This window comes from Streptococcus mitis (assembly GCF_002096755.1).
Classification (GTDB): Bacteria; Bacillota; Bacilli; order Lactobacillales; family Streptococcaceae; genus Streptococcus; species Streptococcus mitis_AC.
The window spans coordinates 123,396-136,748 of record NZ_NCVF01000018.1; the positions used below are offsets into that span (position 1 = coordinate 123,396).

Sequence of the window (13,353 nt, forward strand, 5' to 3'; positions counted from 1 at the left end):
TCAAAAATTCAAAATTTTAATCTATCTTAATTTTATAAATTAGTTATTGAATAATTCAAGCAATTTTAATATTTACAAAAATAATCAAAGTATTTTTATGATAAATATAAGTTAAGAAATCTTCGTAATACATACTCAATAAATTTCAGACTGTTCAACTTTTAGCCTCTCAAACAACTATTAAAAATCTGGCTCAATCAACTGTATAGCCGAAACCATTTCATCAGGTCTATCAATTGAAAATATTCCATCGTATAAGTTATCATCATTTGATTTCCTTGTAGTATCAAACGTGAAAATCTTAAGTTTTTGCTCTTTCGCTCTACTAAGAATATTCATCGTCTCTATATAGTGATTAATATCTAAATAAACGATTGAATCAGATAACAACCAGTCAATTTTACTATGCAAAACATTTTGATATACTGTCACATTTGTATACTGAGATAACGAAGTTAACGGTTCAGAGCAATAACACGGAGCTGCGATATGAAAATGCCAATCAAATAAAGAACTGATAAGAAAGTGGATATGTTCTATTTCTGCAGCCAGTGTTAAAATAAATATTTGCTTTTTTGATTGATGACTTCGTTGTCCAAAATCCAAATTAGGAGTTTTTGACAAAATTTCAAGCCAATCCAAATTTCTATAACTCCACCAAAGTTCACGAAGTCGAGTACTACTATAAGTATGCCAAGGTTTGTGTGTCCCTGCGAAATGGATAATTATAGGGAGTTCATTTTCTAATCTCGGCAATTCTGCATCTCTATAATTATAATCCAATCCTACCAGATAATTATATGTGCTGTCAATTTCCTTCCAATTATGTTGAAAGAAAATATTTAATATACTTTGGTCAGCCATTGCAACCTCAGCTTGCTTCTCCTCTGTCAAACTTAAAAGCTGAGGTATATAAAGATTCTCTCTCCACAACTTATTATCGATCAGTAAGACTCCTGCGTTAAAACCATATAAATCACTTTCCCATGCGTAGGGACTGGCAACAGCAGCAACAGGTTTTCCTTCCATATCAATAGTAAATAATTCAGATAAATCTCCTGCTACTAACAAATCACAATCTAAATATAAGGTCCTATCAGAAGGAATTAAGTCCGGAATCAAATATCTAAAAAAAGTTGTATAGTTAATCAAGTCTCCTGTTTTATAATTGTTAAACATATTCTTATCCACATGAATATTAATAACTCGTGAATTTACTGTACTTAATGTCGCATTTTATAACTTAAACCACTCTGGAGCAATATCATTATTCAAAACATAGATACATACATTTGTGTTATGAACAAGAATAGACTTGATTGTTGTTTCGGCCTGTACCAAGTAATTATTATCCGTAGCTAGAACGATTGATTGTTGCATAATTGATTCTCCATGTATTTTCTTATAACCTCTACCATTTCTTCTGGCCTTTCATGTGAACAAATACTTTCATATGAACTATCATCGAGATTAGGAAGTCGAGTATTGTCAAAAGCTAACATAGGCTTAGAATGCTTCTTGACTAAATCATAAATATAACCTAATTTATCCTCATGATTTATATCTAAATATATATCAGATTCTTTTAAAACTTTTTCTATTAGAATTGGAAATGAGTTAGGGTATAAGCTGACATTTTGAAAACTAGATAGAACTTTTAACTCATCTGCCATAAAAGTGTGAGCTGCAATATGAAAATGTACTTCAGGTAAAGACTGAGCTAAAAATTTCATATTCTCAACACACCATGAGTTAGTCAGATTCATACAAGTTAATTTCGGCTTATATATATTAGCAGAATAGTGCTCTCCCCTTTCTTTCCAAGTAGATACGATATACCCCCATTCCATAAAAGAATAATTCCACCAATTTTCTCGGAGACGTCCTACAGAAAATTGATTCCAAGGTTTATCATTAGAAATATAATGCAAAACTTTAGGGAGTGGATTAATTGATTTTTCCAAAATCCAAGCATGTCCTTGTTCTGCGGCCCCTTTATCAAAACCAATCTGGTAATTAAACGTTTCGTTTATTTCAATATATGAGTCATGAAAAAGCATATTCAAAATTGACTGATCACCTTCTGCCACATTCTCATGTTCTTTTTCTGTTAACTCAATCAATTGTTGCCGGATACTTTCAGATTTCCATTGTTTATTGTTAATCAAGAGAACACCAGCATTGAATCCAAGACCTGCTCCAAAGCAAGAACGAGTTGCAGCCAAATAATTTTCACCCAAATCTAATTCAAACAAATCGGTCAAATCATCAGTCACAATCAAATCACTATCTAGATAGAGAACTTTATCTTCTGTTACAAAATCTGGAATAAAATAGCGAGCAAAGGTCATATGATTGATATGAGGTAGTTTATTAGACCAGTTCATTTTGTACTGTGAGCCAATCAACTTGCAATCAATCAAGTCGCCACCCATCTCTTGTAAATATATTCTTATTTGACTAAACCATTCCTGAGGAATGTCCTGATTTAGCAAATAAATTTTCAAATGACTATTGTGTCTACAGATTGATTTCAAAGCTGTTTCAATTTGTCGAATATAAGCGTAATCACCTGCAAATACTACTGCACGTTTGGTATTTCCCATTTTAAATCCTTATCATTTATTCTTACTAACATTATTTATTGTCCTGCATAAATTAAACCAAATAGATTTTATTCTATCATCTTTACATAAAATTAAAATCACTTTATTCACTTACTTATCAAGTAAACATAATGTTTCCTTAATCCATTTCATCGTATCTGTTGATGATAGATTTTTATCTTCAAGTTCTTTTTTTCGAAATTTTAACAGGGATACAAAATTGTCTACGTATCGACCAACATCTATATTTCGAGCAGCAAGAAGAGCTATAAAATTTTCACGTTGCTGTAAATCACACCTGATTTTGAGTAAACTAAAATGTCTCGTCGAGCCTTCACCTACTCTATAAACATAACTATCTCTATTGATATAGACAGATTTAGGTGAGATTAGATAGATTTTAAACCAAAATTCCATATCTTCACCTAAACTAGTTAGAGAATTAAAACGAATATCCCCCACAACATCTTTTCTTACTAACTTTCCACTTACAAAACGATATGAATGATCGAAAGAATCCAAATCAATTAATTCATTGATTAGTTCTAGATGATGAAAGACTCGTTTATCGTAACCTCTTTGAAAAGAATGAACATACCAAGTATTATCTTCCATAGAAAATCTTTTATATGTTGAAATTGAGACTGACGCAGATTCGGATACTAGAGCAGAATATAGAACTTCTAAATAATCTTCCTCAACCCAGTCATCTGAATCAACAAAAGTTAAATAATCACCTCTGGAGTATTCAATCCCCAAATTACGAGCAGAGGAAACTCCGCCATTTTCTTTCCTATAGTAATGAAAACGGGAGTCACTCTCTGCATATTCCTGACAAATTCTTCCTGAATTATCTGTAGAACCATCATCAATCATAAGCACTTCAAAATTTGTATAAGTCTGTTTAACAAGACTTTCCAAGCAAACTCCAATATAACTTTCAGTATTATAAACTGGAATAATAACACTAATCAAAGATTCCATACATTTCACCTACAATCTTAAAATTATAGAATAAATCTTTATTTATATAGCAATATAGTTGTTGGGTAGCCTCCAGGTAAATAATGAAAATGTTTCTTCAAATTCCTGTTCATAATAGACTCATTTTATTTAAAATATCTATTATTTTAGAGAGATACCCTCATTAATTTCTTTATTTGTCTAAAAATGTTCAATCAAAATTGTGAACTCATTAATCATACTTATAAGTTATTCTAATATCCTTGCAACAATCTGACTATTATAGGTTTCATCCTCAATGAACTCAATATCTTGATCAAAATTATACTCTGCTGTATGCTTATGTGAAAATTTAACCTTGGTTTTAGCACCCATCTTCATCCACTCATACTCGGAGTCAATATGCCCAATATCTAAGACTTGGTGACCCTTTCGACTTAAATGATAGGCTAAAACTTTTGCTGTAGGCCCAAGCATACATAAAATCAAGCGACCAGCAGCATACTTTTCAATTTCATGTTCAATTTCATGAACTCTAGAAAAGGCACTATGAGAAGGACAGATAATTCGCTTGATAGAATTTGCCTCATCGAACAAATCATTCCCTACACCTGAACGAGAGGTCGCTCCTTCAACTATCAGTAAGTCACGGTTTTTCCAGATACTTTTCAATTTTTCAAATTGGGATTTAGCTTGACTCTTGTCTTCAAAATCGATATAAGGTCGAGATACAAAGGTTGAGCCATACCATGAATCATTACATAGTTCTCTGTAAAAATCCATATAATGATCCATGTGATCTTTCCAAAAGGGAATCGCCCAATATGTAAACCTGAAACGATCTATAAAGGCATCAGGAAGGCACACTACTAATTCTTCTCTACTTTCCTGGCCGATAATATCTCTCATGATTGAAACCAACTCTTCATCATAATCCTGGTAGGGAATCGAATGCCCTGCAAGCATATTGATTTCCCCATCTCCAAAACGAACCAAAGAAGAATTGTGTTCAATAATATAATCCAAGGTTTCATCTATCCCTTTCACCTGGATTGGATCAAGCGGTTTTTCTAGCATAGACTTATTTATCAATTTTTGCAAATCAACCAACATTCGTTCAGGATGTTCACTAGAATACAATCTTTGACAGTTATTCCCATTTTGAGATTTATAAAAGGCTAGTATAGGTTTAGATAGATGAGTCATTTCTGCAACGATATCAGCTGTTGAAGTCAGTAAGTTGATATCTAAATAAACATCCATCTTTTCCTTCAACTCTTCTAGCTTATCTCTAGAAATTGCTGGATAGAGCTGAATATTAGGATAACGATTAGATAAATCATATAGTTTTGGCCCCATATCTGTCCAGGCAGCAACCTGAAAAACAACATTGGGTAAGTGTTCAGCCAAGTAATCCAGCTGTTCAATATCCTGAGAAGCCGTAAACGTTAAACAAGTCAAACTTGGAAGTTGTCGAAAACAGGTAAGATGTCCTTGTTTCTTAAAATCTTTTATCGCATCAATCATAAAGGAAACTTTCCCATTTTCGAAAACAATTTGTCCTATTTCTCCATGCTGAGTCGATTGAAAAGCTAATAGCGTTTTTCCTTGTTCTTTCAAAGATTTTAAAAAGTTCTCATCTGCACTACCATGATTGATATCCAAATAAAGACTTGTTGACTTTTTCAACCTGTCTAACACAGGCGGAACAATTTGGGGATGCAATCTCACATTATCATGTACAGCTAATTTTGTTAGCTTATCTCCCATATCCGTCCAAGCAGCAATATGAAATACCACCTCTGGTAGAGCTGTAACTAGCTCCTCTATTCCTTCTAAATCTTGAGAATTAGTTAAAGTTAAACACGAAAATTCTCTATCTAGAAGAGGTAGAAGTTCAAACTCTCCTAAATGATGTTGTAAGATTTTAGTCCATTCCAAATCATGGAATTCCCACCATAAATCACGATAACGATTGGCTATCAAGGTTGACCAAGGCTTTCTATAGGACACAAAATGTATGATGCTAGGTGATACTAATTCATTAAAATAGTTTTCCCATCTATTATAAAAAGCAGTTACATCATGACCTACTTGAAGGTTGTACCCTCTGTCTAGCTCTAACCATCTATTAGAGCAAACTTGATTCAGAATCGTTTGATCACCGTTAAAATTTTCAAATTTCCCTTCATCCACTTCTTTTAATGTAACTATTGATTGTTCAATTAGTCGCTCTTTTAATTTCTCTTGACGCCATTTTTTGTTATTGATAAGCATCACTCCTGCATTAAATGTGACACCATCCGTATCCCAAGCAGCTGCTAATAAATATTCATCAAAGTCAATCTCAAATAATGGTTCCAAAGATTGATTTACAATTAAATCACTGTCCAAATATAAAACTTTATCCTCAGAAATATAATCTGGTATAAAGTATCTGGCATAAGTCATTGGACTTATATACTCCCGAGTTTCCCAACCTTGAAATACAGCTTGCTCTGGTAACTTCACGTCAATAATATCACTACCTAACATACGAGCAATTTTTCGTGGTTTGCGAAACCAATCTGGCATAATATCTTGATTTAAAATATAAATCTTAACATCTCGATTGTGGTATAGAATAGATTTTATCGTTGTTTCCAACTGCCTGGTATAATTGCGATCCCCTGCTAGTACAATTGTTTTGTTCATTTCATTCCCTTAATCAATTCCCAAGTGATAAATTGCATCTACCAATAACTTTTTAGTGAAATACCCCTCTTTTAACAAATAGCTAAAGGTCTTGATACGATTCGTCATTTCTTGATATTCTTCTACATTCATTTTATCAACTATCTCATGAACTTCTTCTAGACTATCCGCCACAAAGCCCAAGCCTTGATCTACTATAAATTTAGCAGTTGACAAGCTACTTGGCACAATGACTGGTATGCCAGCTGTCAGATAGGTACTCACCTTATGAGATATATTTAAGGTATAGTATTGGTTACTTTCTCCATCGTTTTGATGAGTTCCCCAGACAAGGCCAAATCCACCTTTTGATAATTCTAGTAACAGCTCCTCATCTTTTTTCCATCCCTCAATACTCAGATTTCTAGCATTAGAACTAGCTTCTCCTTTATTTGAAAATACTCTCAAAAGTGTATCTTGAGACCAATTTTGCAAGTCTGGGAAACGCTCTAAACTTCCTGCAAAAAAAAGTTCTTTTTTAAAAATCGGAGTGTATAGGGATAAATCATGAGGATGATCCCACATCCCTTGAATGAGAATCTTCTTTGTTGTCAAGCCTTCTTCTATCAGGCGTTCTTTCATCTGTTCAGATGGAACAATCAAAACATCCGATAGATTATACATATACAGATAGTCTTTCATGAGATAATAATTACTATCAAACATGAGAGGGACAACATCATGGATAAAGCAAATAATTTTCACCTGCATATCCTTTAGCTTATCAAACAAGAGACGATCAAACTCAAAGCCATTCCAGGTTGGAGACTGAAATACTAGGATATCTCCAATTGAAATACTGGCCATAATGCCATCCAAACGCTTATTCATTTCAGAAGGACTATCTGAAGCAATATTATAAAAATAGATACCGACTTCTCTAAATCCCAGTTGGCTGGCAATCTTTTGAACAGCATTTTGAGCTAGAATAACCGTACTATCACCAGCCATGCCGTATAAATTTGTTAAATGTAATTTCATTTTTCTTATCTTTTAAAAATTCACTTTAAGAATAGAAAACTCTTTTTCTTTTATCTGATTTTTAGAATTTCTATTATAGCAAGTTTAAATAATGATTATGATTTTGTTTCATATCAATAGCTATCATTTTCATTTAGAATAATGATATTATTTCCTATAAATTTCTAAGTATTTCTTGATACATCTGTATCGCATTTGAATTTTCTAAACCTACTTTTTCCTTTTCATTTATTCTATATTGGATAAACGATTTCAAATTTGAAATATATGGAGACGAATCAATTCCTCTCACTATGAGATAGGGTAGTCGTCCTACTCGAATTTCAATATCATCCATCAACTGTCTTTCAGTCACAACTTGCCCCAACATTGATTCAGAATGCAATCTGTAATTATAGAGGGCTTTATGAATATATAAGCAACTTGTCATACTCAAATACAATTTAAAACTACACTCGAAATCTTCTCCAAATTTCCGTTGCTCATTAAATAATATCTCATCAAATAAGGAACGTTTAAATAGTTTTCCCCAAGAAACTGTGTAAGAACCATCATAATTTTCAAGGTTTGGCAGCTGAGTTAGCAATTCCTGACTAGTCCATATTTTTTCATAATAATCCTGATCCCAAATGTGAAGATAAAAACAATCTTCATCCATATCAAATTTTTTATAAGATGAAATAACAAAATCTGTATTGTATTCCTTTATTTTTGAATACAATACTTCTAAATAGTCCGATTCCACCCAATCATCCGAATCAATAAACGTGATATATTTACCTTTTGAATACTTAATCCCAAAATTACGTGCTGATGCGAGACCTCCGTTTTCCTTCTCAAAATAATGGAAACGGGCATCTTTATCAACATATTCTTTACAGATTCCTGCTGAATTATCTGGAGAGCCATCATTGATTAATAAACACTCAAAATTCTGATAAGTTTGATTCAGAACACTATCCAAACACTGTCTCAAGTATTTCTCGACATTGTAAATAGGTACAATAATACTAATTAAGGCTTTACTTTCATAATCTGCTATTTTAGATAATAGTTTTTGTTTTTCTTGTTTGTATAACTGTTTATACTGATTATTCTCTGGTACAAATTCGATGTCATGATAATTCAAATGTAAATATTTTAGTTTTTCAACCAATAATTTTGTTATATCACTCTCATCTTTAAAAAACAAGTCATACTTTCCGAATATCTTAAATACATCTAATTTTTCTTCTGAAAACTCTTTAGTAGTAATTGAATTTGGACGAATCCTGTAAGCATAGATAACTTTTGGTAATTTAATCCATTTTCCTGAATGACTTACCAACTCGGGAATAACTGCTAAATCTTCAAATATCCACCCCTCTGGAAAAAAATCTTCTGTTAATAAACTTTTTCGAAACAATTTTGGAAAAACGCTAACTCTCGGCTCATTTAATGCCAATTCTCCCAATTTGTCATCCTTGGTTATTAATATTTTTTTCTCAAAATTATGACAGACTCTATCCACTTTTATTTCATCATGGAAATTTTCAATCATTCCTTCTATAATATCAACATCATCTTCAATGTGTTCTATTAAAGTTTCTAAGAAATCAGGATAAATATAATCATCACTATCTACAAAAGCTACAAAAATAGACTCTTCTCTAATATGATTAATCCCTGTATTTCTAGCCCCACTTAAACCTTTATTAGATTGATTGATTAGTTTGAAACGACTATCTGTTAGATATTCTTCCGCTAGTTGTTGTGAGCTATCCGTGGATCCATCATTAACCATAATGCATTCAAACTTTTTATAAGTTTGATTCTGAATACTATCCAAACACTGTCGCAAATAATTTTCAACATTATAGATTGGAACTATAATACTGATTAATTCATTCCCCATATACTAACTCACCTAGCCTTGATATATTCTATTTCCCGTTTAATCTCTTCTTTTTACAAAAAGATGCCCATCATTATAAACCACACTGTTTGCTGGAATATCATTTCGAATAAGACAACCTGCTCCGATAATGGTATTATCTCCAATCGTCACTCCTTTTAAAATCGTGACGTTACTTCCAATCCAGCAATCTCGTCCAACTCTAATCGGAGCTGTAGTCCACTGCCACTTTTCGATTTTTTCAGCGGTATAAATATGGTCGTGATCATAAAAACGGACACCTTCCCCCATCATGGTACCTGCTCCGATTTCAATTCTTTCCATACAGTTAAAACTACAAGAGTTATTGATAAAGACACCATCGTGCAGTATTAACTTACCAGAAGAGACATGGAAATTTTCAAAATTTCTACAAATGACATTGGCTCCTACAGCCAAGTTAGCCTTATCATTTATTTGAAAGACATTCCAAGTCCCATCTTGAATGATTTTTTCTTGATGATTGGTACCTACTCTGACTTCATTCAGATACTCTCTCACTCTAGAAACCAATTTCTCTGGTGCACTTGATAGAAAAACTTCCTGCCCCTGATTTCCATGGACTGTATTGTCAAATGCAAAGACAGGTTTTTCAGCCTGTACAAACCTTGATACAATAGTATCCACTTCTTGAAAGTGATTGATATCTAATAGAATGTCGCAGATGTTCACTAGAAAGTTCAACTGTTGTTCATTCGTAATCGTTAAGAGCCGAACATTGTGTTTAGTTTCTAAACTACGGATTCTATCCGAAAACTGGACAGGTGCTACAATATAAAAACAGATGTTCGGCAATTTTTCAAGGAGATAATCCAACTCTTCAATCTGATCACTAACCGTCAAAATCAGAGCATCTCCTAATAGATGATTATTCTTCATTTGCTTATTTCTCTTAATTTTTCAATCATTGCTTGAACTTGATCAACAGCATATACCTCCTGACCTACTTCGTAGGATTTGGTGTTTTCAAAGGTTAAGATGGGCTTACCAAGTTCAGAAAATTGATTTAAAATCTCTTCTGTCTTTTCGCCATGATTAATATCTAAAAGTACTTGACTGGTTTCTACCAATTCATAATCGACATCTACCAAATAGTGAATCCCATTAAAGACAGTGACATTTGGGTAAACTGTCATTTGAGCCAATCGATCACTGACCATGACTCTAGCCGCAATCTTAAATTGAATATCAGGCAAGGATTGAACCAATGTTTCAATTTGTTCAATATGGTCTGAGGCTGTATAGATGAGACAAGTGAACGGTTCCTTTATCGGATAAAGGTGAGATTTTTGTAATGGATGTAAATGATGATTTTGTCCCAATTCTGTCCATTCAAGTCCATGATAATACCACCAGACATCACGATAGGTTTGTGCCGCCAAGTCCTTCCACGGTTTCCTATGAGAAAGATAATGAATAATACCAGGATAATCCTGACCTACAGGCAATTGATAATCAGTGAACTGCTTATGAATGACAATGTGATTATAATCAAAGTCTAATTCCAACCATTTATGTTCAAAAAGCATATTCAAGATACTCTGATCAGCCTGATCCACCTTATCATGCCATTCATTGGTTAAATCAATCAACTTTTGTGTCATCTGTTCTTGTTTCCACAAAATATTATTGATCAAGAGAACCCCAGCATTAAAAATTTCCTGACCGAAATAGGCTCTTCCCCCGAAATCTCTAACAGCAGCCAAAGGATAATCTTGTAAGTCAGTAGCAAACAAATCATCCAGATTTTTCGTTACAAGTAAATCACAATCCAAGTAGAGGGTCTTTTCTTCTTTTACAAAATCAGCTACGAAATAGCGTAAAAAGACTGTGTAACTAATATCCGTTTTATACCTTGAAATCTGCTCGGATGTCACTCGACAATTGATAATTTCTGAATCAAACTTTTCTAAGCGATTATTTATTTGCTTGATCCATTCATTAGGAAAATCGCTATGAATCAGATAAAAACGAATCGAACGATTATGATAACAAATAGACTTGATCGTCGTCAAAACTTGGTCTACATAGGCATAGTTTGCTGCTAGTACAATGGCTTTCTTTTGTGTATTCTTAGTTTTTTCAAGTTTGTCTAGTAGATATTTTTTTGTCTCAAATTCTTTATAGGTAGGAGTTTCTTCTAAGCCACTGACCTTCCCATTAGAAAGACTTCCTTCTAACATCTGACGATAAATAGCTAAATGTTTTTCTAAAGGATATCCTAGACTAGCTAATAAAGTGATACGTTCAGACATGGCATCAACCAAGGCATGCATCCACTTTTCTGTCCAAGTCCTAGATAAACTATTATTTCTGATGCGATAAGAATAGATTCCTTTATGGATATAAACAATTTTTTCTGCCAACAAATAAATCTTTTGATTGAGGTAACCGTCCTCTCCTAATTTACCCATGTCGAAGCGTAACTGCTCGAACAATCCTGCCTTATAAAGTTTACCCCAAGCAGATATCAAGGCAAAACTCTTCATTTCTTGGGATTCATACAAGTTCTCAAAGATGGACACATTATCATATACCTCCTCATAATAGGAGTCTCCTGATATATGAAAGTAAAACATTCCTTCACTTTCATTGAAAGAATAATAATTACCAACTGCAATATCAGCCTGATACTCTGTTATTTTTTTGTATAGGGTTTCTACATAATCCTGCTCAATCCAATCATCCGAGTCCACAAAAGTCACATAATCGCTGGACATATTTTCCAGACCAGTATTTCGTGCAGCAGACAAGCCAGCATTTTCTTGTTCTATATAGATAATTCGGTGATCTATTTCTACAAATTCTTTACAAATCTCACCTGAAGTATCAGTAGAACCATCATTTACGACAATTATCTCGATATTTTTATATGTTTGAGCAATAATACTATCTAGGCATTTTCTTAGATAGTTTTCTACATTGTATACCGGTACAATGACCGTTATTTTATCATTCACTAGCGATTTTCTCCTTATGTTTATTATACAATTTTTTAGTCAAAATTTCAGCTATATAATAGTAAAAACCCCTTGGAAATTATACTTTTCCAAGGGGTTTCTATGATTTACATGCGTAAGTTAGTTTAGCCTAAATTTATAGGTTATCTTACTCTTCTTCATCACGTTTACGGCGTTTCGCAACCAATCCAATACCTGTAACAGCTGCTAAAGCTCCAAGTAACACAGATCCAGTTGATGACTTAGTACCTGTATTTGGTAATTCTTTTTGTGATTTACCTGATGATTCAGATCTATTTCCAACTTGTGAGTTCGAATGGTTTACTGAATTTGAAGAGTTGGTGCTTGCTGAAGCTGATGCGCTTGTCGATGCTGAAGCTGACGCACTTGTTGACGCTGAAGCTGATGCGCTTGTCGATGCTGAAGCCGACGCGCTTGTACTTGCTGAAGCTGATGCGCTAGTGCTTGCTGAAGCTGATGCGCTTGTCGATGCTGAAGCTGATGCGCTTGTTGACGCTGAAGCTGACGCACTTGTACTTGCTGAAGCTGATGCGCTAGTGCTTGCTGAAGCTGATGCGCTTGTCGATGCTGAAGCTGACGCACTTGTACTTGCTGAAGCTGACGCGCTTGTTGACGCTGAAGCTGACGCACTTGTACTTGCTGATGCTGATGCGCTTGTTGACGCCGATGCTGACGCACTTGTGCTTGCTGATGCTGATGCGCTAGTGCTTGCTGAGGCTGACGCACTTGTTGAGGCCGATGCTGATGCGCTAGTGCTTGCTGAAGCCGATGCACTTGTTGATGCCGAAGCTGACGCACTTGTTGAGGCCGAAGCTGATGCACTTGTTGACGCTGAAGCCGATGCGCTAGTGCTTGCTGAAGCTGATGCGCTTGTTGAGGCCGAAGCTGATGCGCTTGTTGACGCTGAAGCTGACGCACTTGTACTTGCTGAAGCTGATGCGCTAGTGCTTGCTGATGCTGATGCGCTTGTACTTGCTGATGCTGATGCGCTTGTTGACGCCGATGCTGACGCACTTGTTGAGGCCGAAGCCGACGCGCTAGTGCTTGCTGAGGCTGACGCACTTGTTGAGGCTGATGCCGATGCGCTAGTGCTTGCTGAAGCTGATGCACTTGTCGATGCTGAAGCCGACGCGCTTGTACTTGCTGATGCTGATGC

10 protein-coding genes and 1 pseudogene are annotated in these 13,353 nt (G+C 34.5%); 1 reads left to right on the forward strand and 10 read right to left on the reverse strand.

Annotation, left to right across the window (positions count from 1 at the left end; translation table 11 throughout):
- Positions 1–180 precede the first annotated feature (180 nt).
- The 10 genes and pseudogenes from B7700_RS01965 to B7700_RS11520 form a co-directional block, all read right to left on the reverse strand.
- Positions 181–1,191, reverse strand: a complete 1,011-nt coding sequence (locus tag B7700_RS01965) for a glycosyltransferase family 8 protein (protein WP_338132007.1) — start codon at positions 1,189–1,191, stop codon at positions 181–183.
- Positions 1,192–1,236: 45 nt separating this feature from the next.
- The gene (locus B7700_RS11230; protein ID WP_225306534.1) at positions 1,237–1,380 is read right to left on the reverse strand and encodes a hypothetical protein; all 144 of its coding nucleotides are present in this window, start codon (positions 1,378–1,380) and stop codon (positions 1,237–1,239) included.
- Complete coding sequence (locus B7700_RS01970) at positions 1,359–2,606, reverse strand: glycosyltransferase (RefSeq protein WP_084886778.1); 1,248 nt, start codon at positions 2,604–2,606, stop codon at positions 1,359–1,361. Before B7700_RS01970 ends, B7700_RS11230 begins: the two co-directional genes overlap by 22 nt.
- 111 nt (positions 2,607–2,717) lie before the next feature.
- Positions 2,718–3,590, reverse strand: a complete 873-nt coding sequence (locus B7700_RS01975) for a glycosyltransferase family 2 protein (RefSeq protein WP_084886780.1) — start codon at positions 3,588–3,590, stop codon at positions 2,718–2,720.
- A gap of 228 nt (positions 3,591–3,818) precedes the next feature.
- On the reverse strand, positions 3,819–6,263 hold the full coding sequence (locus B7700_RS01980; RefSeq protein ID WP_084886782.1) for an SP_1767 family glycosyltransferase: 2,445 nt from the start codon (positions 6,261–6,263) through the stop codon (positions 3,819–3,821).
- Positions 6,264–6,272: 9 nt separating this feature from the next.
- Complete coding sequence (locus B7700_RS01985; protein ID WP_084886784.1) at positions 6,273–7,283, reverse strand: sugar transferase; 1,011 nt, start codon at positions 7,281–7,283, stop codon at positions 6,273–6,275.
- 154 nt (positions 7,284–7,437) lie between these two features.
- Entirely contained in the window at positions 7,438–9,177 is a 1,740-nt protein-coding gene (locus B7700_RS01990) for a glycosyltransferase family 2 protein (protein WP_084886786.1), read from the reverse strand.
- 39 nt (positions 9,178–9,216) lie between these two features.
- Positions 9,217–10,095 carry a DapH/DapD/GlmU-related protein gene (locus tag B7700_RS01995; RefSeq protein ID WP_084886788.1) on the reverse strand — a complete coding sequence of 293 codons (879 nt, stop codon included), beginning with the start codon at positions 10,093–10,095 and terminating at the stop codon, positions 9,217–9,219.
- The gene (locus tag B7700_RS02000) at positions 10,092–12,176 is read right to left on the reverse strand and encodes a glycosyltransferase (protein WP_084886790.1); all 2,085 of its coding nucleotides are present in this window, start codon (positions 12,174–12,176) and stop codon (positions 10,092–10,094) included. The genes B7700_RS01995 and B7700_RS02000 overlap by 4 nt, the downstream gene beginning before the upstream one ends.
- 148 nt (positions 12,177–12,324) lie before the next feature.
- Positions 12,325–12,597, reverse strand: a pseudogene (locus B7700_RS11520) (LPXTG cell wall anchor domain-containing protein); the annotation flags it as partial.
- Between B7700_RS11520 and B7700_RS11495 the strand changes: the two are divergent.
- A partial coding sequence (locus B7700_RS11495; protein ID WP_419991873.1) for a hypothetical protein occupies positions 12,518–13,353 on the forward strand: 836 nt, incomplete at its 3' end. The pseudogene B7700_RS11520 and the gene B7700_RS11495 sit on opposite strands and share 80 nt — an antisense overlap.